Origin of the sequence: Flaviflexus equikiangi (assembly GCF_014069875.1) — a bacterium.
GTDB lineage: Bacteria > Actinomycetota > Actinomycetes > Actinomycetales > Actinomycetaceae > Flaviflexus > Flaviflexus equikiangi.
Genome location: NZ_CP059676.1, coordinates 1,148,532 through 1,169,234 on the forward strand (window position 1 = coordinate 1,148,532; position 20,703 = coordinate 1,169,234).

Here is a 20,703-nt window from a genome sequence, read left to right on the forward strand (position 1 = left end):
TTGACAGTATGGGCGGATTGCCAAGACCGAGCATCTGTTGGACTTCATCGATGCCGATGAGGGTACCGCCGGCAGATTCATACCCAGTTGACTGTGCAGGAATCCCGGCATGCCCTGGCCAGACTCATCTTCCACGGCAGGAGGGGCCAGATACGGCAGTCCTACCGGGAAGGTCAGGAAGACCAGCTCGGAGCGCTTGGCCTGGTCCTGAACGCCGTCATCCTGTGGAACACCCGCTACCTGGAAGCCGCACTGACCGGGCTCCGCGACCGCGGCCACAACGTTGCAGACGAGGACGTGCATCGCCTGTCGCCGCTGGTCTCGGAACACATCAATATGCTGGGCCGCTACTCTTTCACTGCAGGCGCCACAGGAACGGAACTTCGGCCATTGAGGAACCCCGATGAGGACCTGGAGACCTAAACGAGGCAACATTTCCCTGAACATATCCCCGCCCGCAAGGGGAACCTTGACTGGGACTGTCATTTGCAAAATCCGCCATCAGAGGATCGGCTGCACAAAGGGTTCATGATCTTTCGAGGCGAACACCGCAGGGGCACCCCTGCGGCCTGACGCTTGAATCAATGATCAGCAAAGTATGATATCATCAGTATATGCTGATCAGTCAAGATGCTCCGGTGGACGCGTGCGGGCTGGACCCCGCGGCCGCCTTGTTCCGTTCCCTCGGTGACCCGATCCGACTCAAGATCGTCAAGCGCATGTCCGGCGGCGAGGTGCGGGTCAGCGACCTCACCCGTGAGCTGGGCCTGCCCCAATCCACGGCCTCGATGCACGTGGCCTGCCTGCGCGACTGCGGCCTGGTCGAGGGACGCTCCCAGGGCCGCAGCGTGTACTACTCGCTGTCCCGCCCGGAGCTGATGGACATGCTCGCCCAGGCCGAAATCCTGCTTGCCTCCACCGGCAACGCTGTCAGCCTGTGCCCGAACTATGGTCCCGACAGCACCACCGCCCCGATGAGTGAACAGGAGAATGCCCGATGAGCGACGCCTGCGGATGCAGCGACGAGACAACCGAAACCGGTGAAGCCGAAGAAGCCCCGGGGTTCTGGCAGGTAACCGAGGTCCGGGCGGCAGCCGTGGCCGGTGTGCTGCTCCTGGCGGCGTGGATCACCTCGCTGGCGGGAGGCCCCCGGGGCGTGGCACTGCCCCTGGAACTCGGTGCACTGGTGGTTGCTGCCTGGACGTTTGTTCCCTCCACGCTCCGGCGCCTGTTCAAGGGAAAGATCGGCGTCGGTACGCTGATGACGATCGCCGCCGTCGGGGCCGTGGCACTGGGCCAGTTCGAGGAAGCGGCCATGCTGGCCTTCCTCTACGCGATTTCCGAGGGCCTTGAAGAATACTCCCTGGCCAAGACCCGACGTGGCCTGCGGGCGCTGCTGGATCTGGTTCCGGCCGAGGCCAGGGTCTTGCGCAATGGCATCGAGGTAACAGTTTCCCCGGCCGACTTGGTCCCCGGGGATCGCATGGTCGTCCGGCCAGGGGAACGCCTGGCCACCGACGGGCGGATCGTCGCCGGGCGAACCTCGCTGGATACCTCGGCGCTCACCGGCGAATCCGTTCCCGTCGAGGTCGGTCCCGGCTCCGAGGTCTACGCCGGTTCCATCAACGGCACCGGCCCGCTTGAAATTGAAGTCACCAGCACCGCGGAGAACAACTCGCTGGCCAGGATCGTGCACATCGTCGAGGCCGAGCAATCCCGCAAGGGCCCGGGCCAACGACTGGCCGACTCCATTGCCAAGAAACTGGTCCCCGGCATCCTGATCGCCGCTGCCCTGATCATCGTCTTCGGCTTCATCGTCGGGGAACCGGCCTTGTGGTTCGAACGCGCCCTGGTCGTCTTGGTTGCGGCCTCGCCGTGCGCGCTGGCCATCTCCGTGCCCGTGACCGTGGTGGCCTCCGTCGGGGCCGCCAGCCGGATCGGGGTGCTCATCAAGGGCGGCGGAGCGTTGGAAGCCCTGGGAAAGATCCGCACCATCGCCCTGGACAAGACCGGAACATTGACCCGGAACAAGCCTTCGGTGATCGAGGTTGTGGGCACCGGTTCCGCGACCCGGGAACGAGTCCTTGCCCTCGCGGCGGGACTGGAATCCCGCAGCGAACACCCGTTGGCCCGCGCCATCCTCGCCTCGACCACCGGCCGGGCTTCGGTCACCGACGTTGACACGATTCCCGGGGCGGGTCTGGAGGGGCGGCTCGACGGCAAGCGTGTCCGACTCGGCCGCCCGGGATGGATCGATGCCGGTGCCTTGGCCTCGGACATCGAGAGGATGCAGCACGCGGGTGCCACCGCGGTGCTCATTGAGGAGGACGGGCAGGTCATCGGTGCCATCGGCGTTCGTGACGAGCTGCGCCCCGAGGCCCGCGAGGTCATCAGCCGACTCACCGCGGCCGGATACACCACGGTCATGCTTACCGGGGACAACGTCATCACCGCAACGGCCCTGGGCCAGACCGCAGGCATCACCGAAGTCCATGCCGATCTGCGCCCCGAGGACAAGGCAGAGATCATCCGAACGCTCCAGTCCCGGCAGCCCACCGCGATGGTCGGGGACGGCGTCAACGACGCCCCCGCCCTGGCCACGGCCGATAGCGGAATCGCGATGGGTGCCATGGGCGCCGACGTGGCCATCGAAACCGCAGACATCGCCCTGATGGGCGAGGACCTGAACCACCTGCCCCAGGTACTGGACCACGCGCGCAACACCCGGCGCATCATGCTCCAGAACGTGGGCTTGTCCCTGCTGCTGATTGCCGCACTGATCCCCTTGGCCCTCTTCGGTGTCCTCGGGTTGGCTGCGGTGGTCCTCATCCACGAGCTGGCAGAAATCGTCGTGATCGCCAACGGTGTCCGAGCCGGCCGGATCAGCGGCAAGGCCGCACTGAAAAGTACGCAGCCGGTTCCGTCCCTGGAGCCTGCGGCATGAGCCTCAATGCCACCGAGGCGGCCGCTCCCAGGAAGCGGGGAGCGCACACGGTCAGGACAGTGATGGGACTTGGCGCGGTTGCGCTGGCCGCCGTCGATCTGGTCCTCAAGGCTTTTGCGGAAACCTTGCTTTCCAACGGTGCAACGAGCGACCTGGGGCTGATCAATTTCCGTTTGCTCTATAACCCGGGCGTCGCGTTCAGCCTTGGAGCGGACCTTCCCTCCTGGGTCGTCGTGGTGGTCACCGGGCTGATCATCGCCGCACTGACCTTTTATGCAGTTTCTTCGGCACCTGCCATGGGCAGGATCTCCCGAGCGGGCGCGACGCTGCTGCTCGGTGGGGCACTCGGCAATTTCATTGAACGGCTGGACGGGCGCGGCGTGGTGGACTACTTGCACACCGGGTGGTTCGCCACCTTCAACCTGGCAGATGTGTTTGTCACCGCGGGAGTTGTTCTGTATGCCCTCGGCACGCTTCGTGCCGTTCCCTCCCGGGACGGCGACTGACCGGGCTAACCGGGACACACCGCAACCGGACGTAGCATGTCGAGAAACGGTCATTTGACGACATCCCGAACCTATCGGCGACACGCCGCGGAAGGACGCGCGATGTTCGGAATGCTCTCCGTCCTGGCCGAACTGCAACGAGAACTCATCGTCGCCAACACCCGCGACGGACTCGCCGCCGCCCGCGCCCGCGGGCGAACAGGCGGAAGACGCCCGAAGCTCACCCCCGACCAGGTCCACCACGCCCAGCAGCTCTACGACGCGGGGACCCATACGGTCCAACGCATCGCCGACCTCCTCCAGGTCCCGCGCTCCACCATCTACGGGCACCTCAACAAGGCAAGTATCGGACGGCGCCCCACCGCCAAAGCGACCCTGGAGGCTTAGCGCTCAATCCGTCCCCATTACTACCAAGGCCTCTTAGCGTGAATTTTCGTAGAGATATTCCCCGGACCCCGATAGCGAACCGCTGCGGCAGAACCCGGCGCGTGGTTCCGCCTCACATCCGTTGGGCAGGGTCTTGGTGGGATGGTCAGGACGTTGAGGAGCCGCGGAAGTCGAAGACGACCCTGATCGCCGGATCGACCGTGGCGATGATGCTCGTGTAGAACATCTCCGTCTGATCCTCGAGGATGTCACGATTCGCATCGACATGTTCCTGCATCGTCTCGTCGGTCAGGATGTCGTTGATGACGTCAGGCGTATCGATATCGGGGGTCACCCAGCTGAGGACGCCGTTGTCCTCGAGGGCGGTCTTGAACGTGATGTCTTCGTGTCCGATGAAGATGAACTCGGGAACGGTGATGAGGATCGTGTCATCGCCTTTCGGCTCGATGATGACATCGTCGCCCTCGATTCCCAGCTTCGCGCGGAACGTGTACTGGAGGAAGAGGGTGCGTCCGCTGCCGGGAACCGTCTGCCCGAACACGGTGCGGGCCACGCGCTCCTCGGCGATGCCCTGGACTCCGAGCCCGAGGAGGACGATCTCCTCGTCACGGTCGAGGGATTGCACGACCTGCGAGTTGCGCGACTCCGTCGACACACCGAGGTAGTCGCCTTTCACGAAGGCGATGATGCCGGCCGTGATGAGGGCGAGAAGAAGCACGATGATGAGGGCGAGTATCCGGACGCTCCGTGCCAAGCGCGCCGACCGTGCTGGTGCCTGCTCGGGTAACGTATCCATGTGTCCTCCATGTTCGTGCGACTCTGCGCTGATATTGTCGCACGGAACAGATGAGGGTGAAGACCAGTCCGCAGCTGCTCGAGGCTTCCACTCTCCTGTCGGCGCGGCACGCTCACGCGCGGGAGCCCGTGACAGCGCCGGATAAGCGCACGGCCGTAGACTGGAGCCATGCGCATCATCTTCGCCGGCACCCCGGTCACCGCAGTCCCCTCACTCACCCGTCTCGCCTCCGAGCATGAGATCGTCGGCGTTCTCACGCGTGCACCCGCCCCCGTGGGGCGCAAGCGCGTGCTCACCCCCTCCCCGGTCGAGGCCGCGGCGCGAGAGCTCGGCCTGAACGTTCTCACGCCGGCCACCCTCAAGGCACCCGAGATCCAGGAAGAGATCGCCAGGCTCGAGCCGGAGGCCGTCGCGGTTGTCGCCTACGGTCTGATCATTCCCCGCGCGCTCCTGGACGTTCCCGCGCACGGCTGGATTAACCTCCACTTCTCCCTCCTGCCGCAGTGGCGGGGAGCAGCCCCCGTGCAGTACGCCATCGCCTCCGGGCAGTCCACGACAGGGATCGCGACCTTCCAGATCGAGGCGGGCCTGGACACGGGCCCCGTCTATGACATGGTCGAGGTTGAGATTGGTCACCGCGAGACGGCCGGTGACCTCCTCGAGCGGCTCTCCCGCGATGGTGCCGAGCTGTTGGCGGGCACACTCGCGGGGATCGAGGCCGGCACTGCTTCACCGACGCCCCAGGAGGGCGAACCGAGCCACGCACCCCAGCTCACCGGGCACGACGGCAGGCTCGACCTCAACCGCCCGGCCCGCGAACTGGACGCACACATCCGCGGATTCACGCCGAATCCGGGCACGTGGACGACGTGGCGGGGGGAGCGGGTCAAGATCGGCCCAGCGATCCCGGTCGACGTGGGCGTGCCTGTCGGAGAGATCCGCGTCGAGGGCGGGGACGTGCTCCTGGGAACGGGGGAGGGGGCCCTGAGGCTCGACCGGATCGCACCTCCCGGCAAACCATGGATGTCGGCATCGGACTGGGCCCGGGGCCTGCGTGAAACGGTAGTCTGGGATTCATGACTGACGAGAGACCTTCGACGTGGCGCCCCGGGCGCATGGAATCCGATCCGGCGAGACTTGTCGCCCTTGACGTACTCGAACAGGTGCGCGACGGCGCCTTCGCGAACATCGCCCTGCCCGCCACCCTCAAGCGCGCCAATCTCTCCGGGAAGGGACGCGGCTTCGCCACGAACCTCACCTACGGGACGCTGCGCATGCAGGGGAGATGGGACGCGATTATTCGGATGTGCGTCCAGGGTCGTCCCTTCGAGGAGATCGACCCCCTCGTCATCGACATCCTCCGCCTCGGTGCCCACCAGATCCAGGGACTCGATGTCGCGATCCATGCGGCCATGAACGAGACGGTCAACCTCGCGCGCAACGAGGTGGGCTCGGGAGCGTCCGGGTTCGTCAACGCCGTCATGCATCGCATCTCCGAACGCACCGCAGCGGAATGGGACGAAGCACTCGCAGCGGAACTCGCTGACCAGGGCCCGAAGGCCGTCCTGGCCGCACAGACCTCCCACCCCGAGTGGATCCTCGACGTGTACGAGAAGTCTCTCGTCGCATCCGGGCGCACCGTTGCCGATCTCGGCGACGTGCTCGCGGCGAACAACGAGCCCGCCCGCGTCGCGATCGCGCCCCGCGCCGTGTCCCGCGAGACGGTGATGAACGATGCTCGCGAGGCACGCGCCACGCCCCTCGACGGCGTCCTCATGCCCGACGCGATCGTCCTCGAACGGGGCAACCCGGGACGCATGCAGTCGATCCGCGACCAGAGCGCCGGGGTGCAGGATGAAGGGTCGCAGCTTGTCGCCCACCTCCTCGCGGGCGCCCCCCTCGAGGGACGCGATGAGGAATGGCTCGACATGTGTGCCGGTCCTGGCGGCAAGACAGCCACGATCGCCGGTCTCGTCCAGGGCCGGAACGTCCGGGTTTTCGCCAACGAGCTCCACGATCACCGTCTCGACCTGGTCGCCAATGCTGTGGCTCCGTTCGGGGATGCTGTGGCGCTTCGCGAGGGTGATGGTCGTACTCTCGCACGGGAAGAGCCCAACCGCTTCGACCGCGTCCTCGTCGACGCTCCCTGCTCCGGCATCGGCTCCCTCCGCAGGCGCCCCGAGGCGCGGTGGCGGAAGACCCCCGGTGACGCTGAGGGGATGATGGAGCTGCAGGCCGGCCTCCTGGCGGCGGCGATCGATGCTGCCCGCCCCGGCGGCCTCATCTGCTATTCGACGTGCTCCCCGGACGTGCGCGAAACGCTCGACATCGTCAACCAGTTCACCGATCGCGTCGACGTCCTCGACACGGTCGATGTGGCGCGCACCATGGTGATCCCTGGGTCTTTGGACACGATTTCCGGACCGTATCTCCAACTCTGGCCGGACGAACATGATACAGACGCGATGTTCGCGGCTCTCCTCATCAAGAAGTGAGAAAATAACGCATGAGCATTTTGATTTCACCCTCGATCCTCAACTCCGATATCGGCAACCTTGCCGGTGAGCTGGACAAGATCTCGAACGCCGACTGGGCGCACGTCGATGTCATGGACAACCACTTCGTTCCCAACCTCACGTGGGGCGTGCCCGTCATCGAGGCCGCGAAGAAGTATTCGCCCATCCCCATCGATGCGCACCTCATGATCGCTGACCCGGACAGGTGGGCTCCGGGCTTCGTCGAAGCGGGAGCGGACTCCGTCACCTTCCACGCGGAGGCGGTCTCGGCACCGATCCGTCTCGCCCGCGAGATTCGGGGCATGGGGGCACGGGCGGGTCTCGCCCTCAGCCCGGCCACCCAGATCGACAACTACATCGACATCCTCGACGAGTTCGACATGGTGCTGTGCATGACGGTCGAACCTGGCTTCGGCGGGCAGCCGTTCCTCTCGAACGTCATGCCGAAGGTTGCCCGGCTGCGCGACCTCATCGCGAAGAAGGGGCTCGAGACCTGGATCCAGGTCGATGGCGGGATCACCGCCGACACGATCGCGCAGGCAGCCGAGGCGGGCGCCAACAACTTCGTGGCAGGCTCCGCCGTCTACAAGGCGGAGGACGCGGCCGCCTCGGTCGCACAGCTGCGGGAGCTGGCTCACAAGCACAGCCACTGACGTGATGCTACGATAGAGGCGTGTTTCGGGGTCGGTGAAAATCCGAGCCGGCGGTTAAAGTCCGCGACCCGCGCAAGCGGTTGATGGGGTGAAACTCCCCAACCGACGGTCAAAGTCCGGATGGGAGAAACACGCCAGGCTGTCGCGCCCTCAGTGCGCGACGCGTGCCCGCTGTCCCCGAATCATGCCGGAGGACAGTTGCGACACTTCGCACCGATCATCTTTGGGCTGAGCATCATCGCCCTCTGGTGGGTCGTGGCCGACATGGGGATCCTGCCCACCTACTTCCTTCCGCATCCGCGCGCCGTGTGGGACACGCTCTGGAGCGGCATCGCCGACGGCTACCTCCTGTCGGCAGCGAGAGAAACACTCCTCGCGGCAGGCCTGGGATGTCTTGCCGCCACGATCATCGGCCTGCCCCTCGGATATTCGATTGCTCGATCCCCGATCGTGGCCGCCACTCTCGGCCCCTATCTTGCGGCCTCCCAGGCGATACCTGCCGTTGCACTGGCGCCCCTCCTCGTCGTGTGGATCGGTTACGGCCTCGTGCCGATCACCGTGCTGTGCACGATCATCGTCATGTTCCCGGTCGTCATCTCCACCACCCTCGGCATCCGCGAGCTCGACCAGGACATAGTCGATGCTGCTCGTCTCGACGGGGCGGGACGGCTCGACCTCGTCCGCTCGATTGAACTGCCCCTGGCGGCGCCCGCGATCCTTGCCGGAATCAGAACCGGCTTCACGCTGTCCGTGACGGGCGCGGTCGTGGGGGAGATGGTCATGGGCGGGGACGGCCTCGGCGCGGCCCTCTCCCGCGGGCAGGGATCCACCGCCAACGTGGCTCAGCTCTTCGCTGTCATCGCCATCCTCATCATTCTCGCCGTCGGCATCTATCTGCTCCTCACCTACGTGGAGAAGATCACCAGAAAGGGACTCTCATGAAGAAAATTCTCGCGGCCTGCGCCGCCCTCACACTCCTCGCATCCTGCTCCGGCGGGGATGATGATGGTCTGACCGTGGGACTGTCCTACGTTCCCGATGTCCAGTTCTTCCCCTTCTATGTCGCCCTCGACCAGGGATTCTTCGAGGATGCTGGCGTCGACGTCGAGCTGCGCCACCACGGCGCCCAGGAGCCCCTGTTCACGGCCCTGACGACGGGGGAGGAGGACATTGTGTTCGCCGGCGGGGACGAAGTGATGTTCGCTCGCGCGGAGGGCGTGGATGCGAAGAACTTCGCCACCCTCTACCAGACCTATCCCGTCACCCTCATCGTCCCCGAGGATTCCGCCATCGAGAGCCCGGTAGACCTCGAGGGGAAGAGCGTGGGGATACCGGGGGAGTATGGGGAGAACTATTTCGGCCTGCTCGCGATGATCGACGCCTACGGCCTCGAGGACGTCACGGTCGACTCGATCGGCTTCACCCAGATGGCGGCGCTGTCGCGCGGGGATGTCGATGCCGTCATCGGCTTCGTCAACAACGATGCTGTGGCGATGTCAGCCCAGGGCTTCGCGGTGCGCACGATCGACCTGGCTCCCGACCTGCCGCTGATCGGGCCCGGCCTGTCCGCCATGGTCGATTCCTTCGACGAGAACTCCGACGCCTATCGCGCGGTCCTCGAGGGCGTCGAGATGGCACTCGACTATGCGGAGGCGAACCCGGAGGAGACTCTCGATATCGTGACCGGCTACGTGCCCGGTATGAGCGACCCGCAGGTGCGTGAGGCGGCGGCCCTCACGTTCGAGGCGACACTGCCCCTCTATCGAGGCGATGGCACCGTCGGCGCGCAGGACATCCAGCGCTGGGCCGACATGAGCGACTTCATGTCCCGCATCGGCATCCTGTCCGTGCCTGTCCCGGCAGAGGACGCCATGACAACGGAGATCGTCCGTTAGCGTGGCCGTGGTCTCACGGCGTCGAGCCGGTAGGCTCCCCGGGGCTTGAGGGCTTAAACTGGCGGGGTGAAGAACTTCGAAGACCTGTTCGCAGAGCTGAGCCAGAAGGCCGCCGACCGCCCCGAGGGCTCCGGTACCGTCGCCGAACTCGACGCCGGCATCCATGCTATCGGCAAGAAGATCATCGAAGAAGCGGGTGAAGTGTGGATCGCGGCCGAATACGAATCGGACGATCAGGTTGCCCTCGAAGCATCCCAGCTGCTCTACCATCTCCAGGTGATGCTTATCGCCCGCGGCATCTCCCTCGATGACGTCTACCGCTACCTGTAAGGAAGAACCACGTGCTGCGAATCGCCGTCCCCAACAAGGGATCCCTGTCTGAACCGGCCTCCACACTCCTCAAGGAAGCCGGCTACCGTCAGCGCCGTGACCCCAAGGAGCTCGTCCTCCTCGACGAAGTGAACGGCGTGGAGTTCTTCTTCATCCGTCCGCGCGACGTGGCCGTCTATGTCGGCGCCGGCACCGTCGATGTTGGCATCACCGGCCGGGACCTCCTCATCGACTCCGACGCGGACGCGATCGAGCATCGCCCCCTCGGCTTCGCCCGGTCCACGTTCCGCTTCGCGGCACCGAACGGCTCCATGTCGACCATCGATGAGCTGGAGGGGAAGCGCATCGCCACTTCCTACGACGTGGTCGTCCGCAAGCATCTTGAAGAGAAGGGCATCAGCGCCACCGTCGTCCACCTCGACGGTGCGGTCGAATCCTCCGTCCAGCTCGGTGTTGCGGACGCGATCGCGGACGTTGTCGAAACCGGATCGACCCTGCGGGCGGCAGGCCTGACCGTCTTCGGCGAACCCCTCATGTCTTCCGAGGCGGTCCTCATCCGCCGCTCCGGGGAGGAACCGGAGGGCCTCAACATTCTCGACCGCCGCATCCAGGGCGTCCTCGTCGCACGCGGCTACGTCCTCATCGACTACGATATTCGCGCCGAGAACCTGGACGAGGCAGTCCAGCTCACGCCGGGCCTCCAGTCGCCCACCGTGTCACCGCTGCACGACGGGGAGTGGTTTGCTGTGCGCGCCATGGTCCGCAAGGATGATCGCAACCGCGTCATGGACTCCCTCTACGAGGCGGGTGCCCGGGCTATCCTCGTGACCCCGATCCTCGCCTGTAGGCTGTGAATCGGACATTTCGACCCCGGATGGCGAGATACGTGTGTCTCGGTCTCGCCATCCTCCTCATCATCGCGACCGCCGCGCTCTTCGCCGTCGCACCCGGCTTCGGCATGTACGCATGGGGCACGAGCGACTATGTCGGCACACTCGCCCTCCTCGGCTTCTTCCTGTGGCTGCTGTGGATCCAGTACCGGGTGCGCCTCGAGGTCCGCACCGACGGGATCGTCATCAAGAACCTCATCTATTCCCACGACCTGGCCTGGGGTCAGCTCGTCGGGGTCGACTTCGGCGATGGTCCATGGGTGCGGATCGACACGACCGACGGCGAATCGATCAACGTCATGGCGATCCAGGCGGCGGATGGGGAGTATGCTCGGCGCGAAGCCGTGCGTCTCGCCACTCTTATTGATCGACACACCGCGTAGAAGACGCGAAACGTCGGAGGAGCGCGTTCGCCTCACCGCCGCAGGGCTGGATCGAAGCCCGGTTTCGTCGCGGCCGTGGTGCGCTTCGACACCATGGGCTCACATCTCTCTCACTCTGAGCATCCCCGGGCTATCCTGTTCAGCATGAAATCCCTCAACAACTCGGTCCTGCGCGAGCCCGGCATGCCGCTCCTCGTCATCATGACAGTCCTGAGCTTCTCAGGCTTCGCAGCCCTCCTGCCCGTCGCCCCCATGTGGGCCATCGAGGGCGGGGCCGATGCTGGGGGAGCGGGTCTCGTCAACGGCATCCTCATGCTGTTCACGGTTCTCACCCAGCTGCTCGTTCCGTCCGCCCTGCGCCGCTTCGGGTGGGAGCCCGTGCTCGTCACCGGCATGATCCTCCTCGGCCTGCCCACGGCCGGCTTCTTCCTCAGCAACAGTCTCGGCTCGATCCTGTTCTTCTCGGCCCTGCGCGGCCTCGGCTTCGGCGTCATCACCGTGACGGGCAGCGCTCTCGTCGCCGAGCTCGTCGATCCGATGAGACGAGGACAGGCCATCGGCATCTACGGCCTTGCCATCGCCGGCCCGCAGATCATCTTCATCTCCGGCGGCCCCTGGCTTGCCGAGACGGTGGGCTTCGGCCTGATCTTCGCTGTCGGACTGCTGCCGCTTCTCGGTGTCGTTCCCGCCTACCTGCTCGGCAAGAAGGCCGAACGCGTCCCGAAATCGGAGGGGAAGCCGCCCTACGGCCAGCTGTTCCGTCCCGTCGTTCTCCTCCTCGCGGTCACTCTTGCCGGTGGGGCTCTCATCAGCTTCATGGCGCAGATGACGTCGAGCGCCGGTCTCAGCACGATCGCCCTCCTCGTCCTCACCGTGACGACCGCGGTGTCGAGGTGGCGGTTCGGGGGTCTCGCGGATACGTATGGGGCATCCCGGTTCACGTGGCCTCTCGTCGTCACGACCGTTGCGGGCATGAGCCTGCTCGGATGGGCGGTCTCGGACCCGGACTCGACAATCGTTGCGCCGCTCCTCATCGGAGCCGCCCTCGTCGGCATCAGCTACGGCGGCCTGCAAAACCTCACCCTCGTCCTAGCCTTCCAGGCCGTCAAGCGAGAGCACTACGGTTCCGCGAGCGCGAGCTGGAATGTCGGCTTCGATGCTGGGACGGGTCTCGGATCCGTCCTCATCGGCGCCATCGCCACCGCGTTCTCGTTCAGCACGGCAGTCCTCCTCGTCGGTGCCGTCTCGCTACTGACCGTGCCGGTGGCACTGCGCGGGAGACACTCCTAGGCTGTTTATGACCGGACACTAGGGCACAGTTGTGTCATGGTGACTTTTGATTCCGGGCGCATCCTCGTTGGAGCGAGCGATCTCACGGCGGCTAGCTCGTGTCAATATTCGTGGCTGCGGCAGGTCGATGAGGCATGTGGTCGTATCGATCCCGTCCCGCGCGCGGCCGATGTGATGATGAGGCGGGCCGCCGAGCTCGGCGATATCCACGAGCGCCGCATCCTCGACTCCTATCGGGCGGCCGGTCGGACGATCATCGAGATCGGGCGAGATGGTCGATCACGGGAAGAAGCGGCTCGTGAGACGCTCCGGGCGTTTCGGGAGGGCGCCGATGTCGTGGCGCAGGCTGCGTTCGTGTCGGCGGATCATGCTGTGGGGTTCGTGGGATATGCGGATCTCGTCGTGCGCCAGGATGATGGTCGCTATCGTGTCCAGGACGTCAAGCTGGCACGCACGGCCCGAGTCACTGCACTCCTTCAGGTTGCCGCCTATGCTGGGCAGTTGCGGGAAGCCGGGATCCCGACCGACGATCACGTCGACCTTATCCTCGGCGACAGTCGAGTATCCACCCACCGTCTGTCCGACATCGAACCGATGTATGGTGTGCGTCGGAATCGTCTTGTCCGGACGGTGCTCCATCATCTCGAGAACGGTCCGGCAGATTGGGAGGACGATCGGATCCCCAGGTGCGGGACGTGCTCGGACTGCCGGCAGCAGATCGAGGATCGCCGAGATCTGTGGCAGGTCTACAATCTTCGGGGCAGTCAACGGATGAAGCTTCGCGCCCTTGGGATGTTGACCATTGACGATCTTGCGCGATGGCGGGAGGGCGATGAGCAGGGTGACATTCCGTCTCGCACCCTGGCGAAGCTCGCGGCGCAGGCCCGTCTCCAGGTGGAGAGCGAGGGGCGCGAGCTGCCCCTCGTCGAGGTGAGGGATCCTGCCTCACTCTCATTGCCCGAGCCGAGCGAGGGCGACATCTTTTTCGACTTCGAGGGTGACCCGCTGTGGACTGTCGATGGGGTGACGTGGGGCATCGACTATCTTTTTGGTTTCGTCGATTCCTCAGGTGCCTTCACATCGTTGTGGGCTCATTCGCTGGCGGAGGAACGGCAGGCTCTGCTGGATTTCCTCGATGTCGTCGAGGAGCGCCGCGCCAGATTTCCTGACATGCACGTCTACCATTACGCGAGCTACGAACGCACACATCTCGCGTCGATCGCGCAGCGTCACGGCGTCGGGGAGGAACGAGTCGACAATCTGCTCCGACAGGGAGTCCTGGTCGATCTCTTCACGACCGTGGGTCGAGCCCTCCAGATCGGAACGGCCTCCTACTCGATCAAGAGCGTCGAGGCTCTTCATATGGCGGGGGAGCGGCGTGAGGGCGTCACGAACGCGGCGGACAGTGTCGACCAGTACGCCCACTACGTGCTGCTGCGCGACAGCGGAAGGACGGACGAGGCGCGGCTCCTCCTCCAAGAGATCGCAGACTACAACGAGTACGACTGCGTCTCGACCTTGAGGCTGCGGGACTGGCTGAGAGAACTCGCGAGAACTGAGAACGTCGAACCGTCGCGGCCGGCAACCTCCGAGGCGGCTCTCAGTCAGGAGGAGAAACGCGCGGATCGTGGGCCGACGGATGAGCTCGACGAGGCAGTCGGCGTGATCAGCGGAGATCCCTTCGACCCTGCCCGCACTGATCATGAACGCGCCTGGGGCCTGGCGGGGGCTGCGCTCCTCTACCATCGCAGAGAGAACAAGTCATTCTGGTGGGAGCACTTCGCTCGGCTCACAGAACCCGTCGACTCATGGGCGGAGCATCGAGGAGTCTTCCACGTCACGGACGCGGAGCTGATCCGCGACTGGTCGAGACTCACGGCACGATCGGGCCTCAGCCGAGAGCTGATGATGCGGGGATCATGGACGGCCGGCAGCACACCGCGGGACGGGACCGCATTCGCCGTGTACGACACCGGACCATCCGAGGACCCCCTCACCCGGCGTACCGCTTCGGTCACGATGACAGTCATGGATGATGGCGTTCATGTGATAGAACGCCTCCCCAAGGGCTTCGAACCGTCCGAGGCGGTTCCGATCGCACTCACTCCCGGGAGCCCACCGCACACGAAGAACCTCGAGACCGCCATCGAATCCTGGGTGCGATCTGCGTACGAGAGCGGCACGATCCCGGAAGACCCGTTGGGGGATATCCTGATGCGCCGGCCCTCCCGGATGGTGGACGGCACGGCCCTTGCCGAGGTGGTCGGGGAGGACACCGTCGACGCCGTCGTCACCTCCACTCTCAACCTCGCGGGCAGCTACCTCGCGATCCAGGGACCGCCCGGCACCGGCAAAACCTATGTCGCGGCGCACACGATCGTCTGTCTCGTCCGGGACTGGGGATGGCGGGTGGGTGTCGTTGCACAATCACACAAAGTGGTCGACAACGTCCTCACGGAGGCCCACCGGTACGGCCTGCCCGGCGATCTCATCATCAAGGCACAGAGCACATCTGAGAAAGCCCTCCCGATACCCATCACACACTGCGACAACGCGGCGGGACAGTCCGCGATCCTTCCCGGTGGGTGTGTCATCGGCGGCACCGCATGGCTCTTCTCACGCCTCAAGCCCGGCAGCCTTGACCTCCTCGTCATCGACGAGGCCGGTCAGTTCTCACTCGCCAACACCATCGCGTCGGGCACATGTGCCCGCAATCTTCTCCTCGTCGGCGACCCTCAACAGCTACCCCAGGTCAGCAGCGGCACCCATCCAGAACCCGTCAACGAATCCGCCCTCGGATACCTCATCGACGGAAGAGACGTCCTCCCATCCGACAGGGGATACTTCCTCGCCGAGTCGAGGCGCATGGACGACAGCGTGGCACAACCCGTCTCAGTCCTCTCATACGAAGGTCAGCTCCGGTCGCACACCAGCACACGCCGACGACGACTCGAGGGCATCGCGCCAGGCGTCAACCCCATCCCCATCCACCACGCCGGCAACGTGTCATCATCGGAGGAGGAAGCCGAGCATACCGTCACTCTCATACAGTCACACCTGGGCACAGACTGGTTCGATGGACAGCAGCATCGACCGTTGAACGAGAAAGACCTGATCGTCGTCACACCCTACAATGCTCAGGTCGACACCCTCCGCCAAGCACTGGATCGGGCAGGTCTCAACGCAGTGAGAGCGGGAACCGTCGACAAGTTCCAAGGACAGGAAGCCGTCATCGCCATCACCTCACTCGCCGCATCATCCGCCGCCGACGTCCCGCGCGGACTCAGCTTCCTTCTCATGCGCAACCGCCTCAATGTGTCAATCTCACGCGCACAATGGCTGTCCTACATCCTCTATTCCCCAGCCCTGCTCGATCACCTCCCGGCCACACCTGACGCGCTTCGCGAGATGAGTGCGTTCGCACGCCTCGTCGATGCGCAATGATCACCGCGATCTCCTAGGGTAGATGGGTGCAGAGCGAAAGAATATACAGCAGGCTGATGAATCGGGATGCCGAAGAGGACCTTCCCGAGGACGTTCAGAACAACGTAGCCCGCAACGGCCTACGCCAGGTGGCCGGACAGGCACTCCAATCCTCGGGCGACCAGATCGTCAACCCGTCAACAGTCCTGCCCTGGCTCTTCGCCGTGCTCGGCGTCCCGCCCGCACTAACCGGGGCCCTCGTTCCCATCCGCGAATCGGGATCGATGCTGCCACAAGCCCTCCTCACACCCCTCGTCCTGCGGGCAAAGCGCCGCACGCGGGTCTTCACCGCAGGCGCACTCATCCAGGCAGCATCCGTCGCCGCGATCGCCGCAACCGCCGCCCTCGCAGAGGGCACGTTCGCAGGACTCCTCATTCTCGCCGCGCTCGCGGTCTTCTCCCTCGGCCGCTGCCTGTGCTCGATCGCGTCGAAAGACGTGCAGGGGAGGACGATACCGAAAGGTGAACGGGGTCAGATCAACGGTCTGGCGACAACGGCGTCCGGGATCGTCGCCATCACCCTTGGCCTGGGAATCAGGGTGTATGGGGGAGAGGATCTATCCGCTGGCAGCCTCGCGTGGATGCTGGTGGGCGGGGCCCTCCTGTGGGTCGGTGTTGCTGTGGTCTATGCGGGAATCAGGGAGCCGGTCGAGACCGACACTCAGCCGACACCACCAGAACGATCGGATGAGAGCGATGCGGGATGGTTCGGGACGATGGTGGCGCTCCTGCGGGAGGACGCCCCGTTCCGCACGTTCGTCCTCGTCCGCAGCCTCCTCCTCGTCTCAGCACTCAGCCCGCCCTTTATCGTCGCCATGTCGATCGATGCGGGCGCGAGTGCTCTGGCCGGTCTCGGCAGCTTCATCATCGCCTCCGGCATCGCCGCCCTTATCGGCGGCCGCATCTTCGGCTCTCAGGCCGACAGATCGAGCAAGAGACTCATGAGCGTCGGTGCCGCCCTCGCGTCCGCCACCATCATCCTCACCGTCGTCATCGTCTCCCTCCCGGGGTTCTCGGGAGACACGTGGGCCGGAACCCTCGTCTTCGTCGCGTCCTACTTCCTGCTCCGCCTCACCCACACGGGTGTTCGGGTCGCCAGGAAAACGTATGTCGTGGACATGGCGGAGGGGGATCAGCGGACGATCTATACGGCCGTCTCGAACTCGGCGATGGGACTCATTCTCCTCATCGTCGGAGCAGTCAGCTCCGCCATCGCCGCCATCCACGTCTCGTGGGCACTGCTGTTCCTCGCGGCCATGGGCCTTCTCGGGGTCGTGGCCGGGAGGCGCCTGCCCGACGTGTCGCGCGGCTAGTCGGCCCCTGGGCTGCTCGTCTCGGCAACGAGACCGGCCGCGAGAACGCCGCCCGCCCCGGCGAACGCGAAGGCGGCATAGTCGTCGACCAGCCCGCGCCCCATTGTTCTCAACGGCACCGCGGATGATGACAGGCCGGCACGGATACCGTCCACCTCGACAAGGGTGAGCCGTCCCGTTCCCGTGAGGGTGGGGTATCGGCTCTCGATCACCGCCAGAATGTCTGGATCGATGTTCTCGGACGTGATGGGAACGAGCGCGGGAGTCAGCGCGACCTTCGTGTAGGCCGTCAGCGAATGGTGGGAGATGCCGAGGTGGCGGGGTCGAGCATCAGCCTGCGATACTCGCAGGGTTGCGATAGCTGTGCCGCCAAGCAGGTTGATCGCGTTGATCGCCTCCCCGACCGCTGTTCCCGAGAACCCCCACGCAGTCCCCGTCCCCACATTGCCGGGCCCCTGCACCACCACCGCGATATCGGCCCCGATGACGTGGCGGGCGGCCAGGAGAGCCGTGTGCAGATTGACGCTCTCGAAGTCGCCCCCGAACGACTGTCCCGACGTGATCGTCGTGATATCGCCGCGTTCGCGCAAGGCTGCCGCGGTGCGGCTGAAAGCGAGAGGGAGGGCTGCCGTATCGGTGTGGATGTAGGCGATCCGTATACCGGGAGCATCATGCGTGGCGCAGGCAACGATCGCGGGCAGCGCAGAATGCAGGTCGGCCACGACCACCGGCATGCCATCCAGGCTCTCTGCCGCGGCGAGAATGTCGTAATGGGGGGAGTCGGGCTCGTCTACTGCCATGACCATCGCCTGCTGCGGCATGTAGCGGGCCTTGACGATATGTCCCGGGCCGGTGCGGGGCTCCGGAAGAGATGAGGCGGAGACGATGAGGGCATATCCGCCGGTACCGAGGCCGCGATCCGTCGCCGTCGTGTTGACCGCCACCTCATCGCCCACCTCGAGGGAACCGACAAGGTCCGTGTAGGCGAGAGCGAGATGCTCAGTCCCGTCGATCGTGACCCACCATTCGGCGCCGCCAAGCCACGCCCTGCCGGGTTTCGAAATTGTGCCTCTGCGCCAGGTCATCACCGCACCATCTTATCGTGGGATAGTCTAGAACCTGTGACAGGCTCTCGTACCTACGATCCGGGCAAGCGGATCTTCAGGCTTCTTGCCAACCTCGTCGATCAGCCGCGCCGCCGCTCCGACCTCTACGAGCTCGGCTATGACCAGTCCGGCGCGGATCGGGCGAAGGCGCTCAACCGCGACCTCGACAGGCTTCGCGACTTCGGCTATCCGACCACGCAGACAGACGAGGACGATCCCCTCGTCGCGGTCGACCGGGCGGGGCTCATCGCAATCGACCTCGATGCTGCCGATCTGACCCTGCTCCGTCTGGCGGCCCAATCGCTGACGGGGAAGGATGACCTGCAGAAGGTTGCCCGGCGCACCGTGCAGAAGCTGCTCGGCGGAGCCCACGTGAGCGACGACCAGTCGACGGTCCGGATCACTCTTCCCGACAGCTACCATCTGTTCGACCTCGTCGACGCGATCGGCAGGCGGGCCCCCGTCATCCTCGACTATGACAACCCGCGCTCCCCGGACCGGCGCTTCTATCTCGTCGAGGTGGATGCTGTGTGGGAAACCCTCGGATCGTATTACTGCCGTGGCCGCCGCATCAGCGTCGGCGGCACCAAAGACGAGATGGTTCCGGCCGAGCCGGAGGTGCGGAACTTCAGGCTCTCCAGGATCCGCGCCATCGACGTCCTCGAACCCACGGACTATAGGGCGAACCCCGTCGTGGGTCGATCCTTCGACCCCGTGACGGCAACGATCTATCTCGCGCCAGGGGCGGGCGAGAACGTGCGTGCCCGCGGGGAGCATGTGGGCCGCGATGAGAACGGTTGGGACGGCTACCGCTTCGAGAACGCGAGCTGGCCGCGTCTCCTCGACCAGCTCAACCAGCTCGGCGTGCAGGCGCGCACCGATGCGGATGATTATTCTCGGCGGCTTGCTCACATCATCGGGTTGGGGGAGTAGTGGCAAAACCAGACGTCGTCCTCTTGACGGCTATCGCCTCGCACATCATCACGTGGAAGCAGACGACGATAGGCACGATCGCGGATGTCTTCAACCTGTCGGCCGAGGACGCGATCGAGGCCGTCAAAATCCTCTTCCTCACAGAAGTCGACGACAGGGCGGCGCGCTACTTCGTCGACTTCGAGCTCGACGCGGCGACGACAGAGGACGATACGGACCTCGTCTATTCGCTCGAGGACACGATCTCCTACGTCCCGATGCTGGACGACGACCCCCGCGTCTACCTCACCTACGGTGAGGCCGCCGTATCGATCGAGATCATCGACCAGCTGCTCAAGCTCGTCGACCCCGCCTCCGAGGCGGGTCTCTCCCTCCGGTCCGTCCGGGAGAAGATCCGCCGCGGCACGGGAGACATCGTCGGCGCCGCACCTCCGGAGCCGCGCGGATCCCAAGACGTCCTCGATGCTGTCTGGGAGGCGATGAGGGAATCGCGCAGGCTGACCTTCACCTACCATCGCGCTGACGGTGTCACGGAGGCGATCTCCACGCGCACCGTCATCCCGTGCGCTGTCGTGTCCGAGCAGGAGGGCTATCTCGCCGCACTCCAGAATGATCGTGACCTGCGATGGTTCAGGCTCGACCGCATGTCGCGCGCGTCCACGGGCGCTCCGGTCTCCCAGACGGAGGCGAACCGAGCCAGGCGGACCCTGCGCCGCCATCCCCACCTTCATCCCACGACCGGCACGGACGTGACGTTCACGGTGAAGCCGGGCGCGGCCTGGTTCGCGGAGGCCATTCCCGGTGCCGTCACCGTCAACGGCGGCGACACCCTCTCGATCACCGTCCGCGCCGTATCGGCGACGTGGGTGCGGGAGTGTGCGATCAAGATCGGCACCGATCTCGTCGATATCGCACCGGTCGAGATGAAGCGGGACGTCATCGCCCAGGCCACTGCGATCGCGCAGGTGCAGCGATGACAGTGATCGTGATTCTTCTCATTGTCGGCGGGCTCGGCTACTTCGGGTGGGAGGTGTGGCGGACCGTCTCCAGCATCTGGCGCTCCATCGCCCGTTTCCTTGATTCCCTGGGCAAATCTGCTGATCGGATGGCACGTATCGAGGCCCCGATCCTGCCCGCTCCCGCGGCCGAGACACCCCGGCAGACGCGTGCCCGAATTGCCCTGGAACGCGACTGCCGTCGCCATGAGCGACTCACTAGGACCATTGAACGGTGGGACCATATTTACCACGGTTAAACTCGGGGTAGAATTGTTGTCTA

General features: G+C 65.1%; 20 protein-coding genes, 1 pseudogene and 1 riboswitch. Of the genes and pseudogenes, 19 read left to right on the top strand and 2 right to left on the bottom strand.

All coding sequences use genetic code 11. The annotated features are described in order from the left end of the window. Positions 1 to 4 precede the first annotated feature (4 nt). From H2O75_RS05380 to H2O75_RS05400, 5 genes and pseudogenes are all read left to right on the top strand, one after another. A pseudogene (locus H2O75_RS05380) lies at positions 5 to 423 on the top strand (Tn3 family transposase); the annotation flags it as partial. A gap of 191 nt (positions 424 to 614) precedes the next feature. After that, entirely contained in the window at positions 615 to 1,001 is a 387-nt protein-coding gene (locus H2O75_RS05385; RefSeq protein WP_182174670.1) for an ArsR/SmtB family transcription factor, read from the top strand. Next, the gene (locus H2O75_RS05390; RefSeq protein WP_182174673.1) at positions 998 to 2,944 is read left to right on the top strand and encodes a heavy metal translocating P-type ATPase; all 1,947 of its coding nucleotides are present in this window, start codon (positions 998 to 1,000) and stop codon (positions 2,942 to 2,944) included. Before H2O75_RS05385 ends, H2O75_RS05390 begins: the two co-directional genes overlap by 4 nt. Continuing rightward, complete coding sequence (lspA, locus tag H2O75_RS05395; protein ID WP_182174676.1) at positions 2,941 to 3,450, top strand: signal peptidase II; 510 nt, start codon at positions 2,941 to 2,943, stop codon at positions 3,448 to 3,450. The genes H2O75_RS05390 and lspA overlap by 4 nt, the downstream gene beginning before the upstream one ends. A gap of 36 nt (positions 3,451 to 3,486) precedes the next feature. Further along, entirely contained in the window at positions 3,487 to 3,837 is a 351-nt protein-coding gene (locus H2O75_RS05400) for a helix-turn-helix domain-containing protein (RefSeq protein WP_220462802.1), read from the top strand. Positions 3,838 to 3,982: 145 nt separating this feature from the next. Here the strand turns inward: H2O75_RS05400 and H2O75_RS05405 are convergent, their stop codons facing one another. After that, positions 3,983 to 4,633, bottom strand: coding sequence for a hypothetical protein (locus tag H2O75_RS05405; RefSeq protein WP_182174679.1), 651 nt, complete (start codon positions 4,631 to 4,633; stop codon positions 3,983 to 3,985). Between the two features lie 168 nt (positions 4,634 to 4,801). Here H2O75_RS05405 and fmt point away from each other — a divergent pair, with 168 nt between their 5' ends. The 11 genes from fmt to H2O75_RS05460 all read left to right on the top strand — a co-directional run bounded on the left by fmt (position 4,802) and on the right by H2O75_RS05460 (position 17,386). Continuing rightward, positions 4,802 to 5,713 (top strand): methionyl-tRNA formyltransferase, encoded by a 912-nt coding sequence (gene fmt, locus H2O75_RS05410; protein WP_182174682.1) that lies wholly within the window; start codon positions 4,802 to 4,804, stop codon positions 5,711 to 5,713. Further along, entirely contained in the window at positions 5,710 to 7,128 is a 1,419-nt protein-coding gene (locus tag H2O75_RS05415) for a transcription antitermination factor NusB (protein ID WP_182174685.1), read from the top strand. The genes fmt and H2O75_RS05415 overlap by 4 nt, the downstream gene beginning before the upstream one ends. An 11-nt stretch (positions 7,129 to 7,139) precedes the next feature. After that, positions 7,140 to 7,802 (top strand): ribulose-phosphate 3-epimerase, encoded by a 663-nt coding sequence (rpe, locus tag H2O75_RS05420; protein ID WP_182174688.1) that lies wholly within the window; start codon positions 7,140 to 7,142, stop codon positions 7,800 to 7,802. A 17-nt stretch (positions 7,803 to 7,819) separates the two neighbouring features. Continuing rightward, positions 7,820 to 7,938, top strand: a riboswitch (FMN riboswitch). Further along, positions 7,923 to 8,744, top strand: a complete 822-nt coding sequence (locus H2O75_RS05425) for an ABC transporter permease (protein ID WP_182174691.1) — start codon at positions 7,923 to 7,925, stop codon at positions 8,742 to 8,744. (Overlaps the previous riboswitch by 16 nt.) Then, complete coding sequence (locus H2O75_RS05430; protein WP_182174693.1) at positions 8,741 to 9,697, top strand: ABC transporter substrate-binding protein; 957 nt, start codon at positions 8,741 to 8,743, stop codon at positions 9,695 to 9,697. The genes H2O75_RS05425 and H2O75_RS05430 overlap by 4 nt, the downstream gene beginning before the upstream one ends. 66 nt (positions 9,698 to 9,763) lie before the next feature. After that, positions 9,764 to 10,027 (top strand): phosphoribosyl-ATP diphosphatase, encoded by a 264-nt coding sequence (locus H2O75_RS05435; protein WP_182174696.1) that lies wholly within the window; start codon positions 9,764 to 9,766, stop codon positions 10,025 to 10,027. 11 nt (positions 10,028 to 10,038) lie between these two features. Continuing rightward, positions 10,039 to 10,881, top strand: a complete 843-nt coding sequence (gene hisG / locus H2O75_RS05440; RefSeq protein ID WP_182174699.1) for an ATP phosphoribosyltransferase — start codon at positions 10,039 to 10,041, stop codon at positions 10,879 to 10,881. 20 nt (positions 10,882 to 10,901) lie between these two features. Next, positions 10,902 to 11,300, top strand: coding sequence for a PH domain-containing protein (locus tag H2O75_RS05445; RefSeq protein WP_182174702.1), 399 nt, complete (start codon positions 10,902 to 10,904; stop codon positions 11,298 to 11,300). 144 nt (positions 11,301 to 11,444) lie between these two features. After that, positions 11,445 to 12,590 carry an MFS transporter gene (locus tag H2O75_RS05450; RefSeq protein WP_220462803.1) on the top strand — a complete coding sequence of 382 codons (1,146 nt, stop codon included), beginning with the start codon at positions 11,445 to 11,447 and terminating at the stop codon, positions 12,588 to 12,590. A gap of 36 nt (positions 12,591 to 12,626) precedes the next feature. After that, positions 12,627 to 16,034: a TM0106 family RecB-like putative nuclease gene (locus tag H2O75_RS05455; RefSeq protein ID WP_182174705.1), complete on the top strand. Its 3,408-nt coding sequence runs from the start codon at positions 12,627 to 12,629 to the stop codon at positions 16,032 to 16,034. 56 nt (positions 16,035 to 16,090) lie between these two features. Beyond that, entirely contained in the window at positions 16,091 to 17,386 is a 1,296-nt protein-coding gene (locus tag H2O75_RS05460) for an MFS transporter (protein ID WP_182174708.1), read from the top strand. Here the strand turns inward: H2O75_RS05460 and H2O75_RS05465 are convergent. Continuing rightward, the gene (locus tag H2O75_RS05465; protein ID WP_220462804.1) at positions 17,383 to 18,471 is read right to left on the bottom strand and encodes a DUF3866 family protein; all 1,089 of its coding nucleotides are present in this window, start codon (positions 18,469 to 18,471) and stop codon (positions 17,383 to 17,385) included. The two genes, H2O75_RS05460 and H2O75_RS05465, sit on opposite strands and share 4 nt — an antisense overlap. Positions 18,472 to 18,507: 36 nt before the next feature. Here H2O75_RS05465 and H2O75_RS05470 point away from each other — a divergent pair, with 36 nt between their 5' ends. From H2O75_RS05470 to H2O75_RS05480, 3 genes are read left to right on the top strand one after another with little or no spacing between them, the layout of a single operon-like run. After that, on the top strand, positions 18,508 to 19,425 hold the full coding sequence (locus tag H2O75_RS05470; protein ID WP_182174714.1) for a helix-turn-helix transcriptional regulator: 918 nt from the start codon (positions 18,508 to 18,510) through the stop codon (positions 19,423 to 19,425). Then, positions 19,425 to 20,402 carry a helix-turn-helix transcriptional regulator gene (locus tag H2O75_RS05475; RefSeq protein WP_182174717.1) on the top strand — a complete coding sequence of 326 codons (978 nt, stop codon included), beginning with the start codon at positions 19,425 to 19,427 and terminating at the stop codon, positions 20,400 to 20,402. The genes H2O75_RS05470 and H2O75_RS05475 overlap by 1 nt, the downstream gene beginning before the upstream one ends. Then, positions 20,399 to 20,680, top strand: a complete 282-nt coding sequence (locus H2O75_RS05480; protein ID WP_182174720.1) for a hypothetical protein — start codon at positions 20,399 to 20,401, stop codon at positions 20,678 to 20,680. The genes H2O75_RS05475 and H2O75_RS05480 overlap by 4 nt, the downstream gene beginning before the upstream one ends. Positions 20,681 to 20,703: the final 23 nt, after the last annotated feature.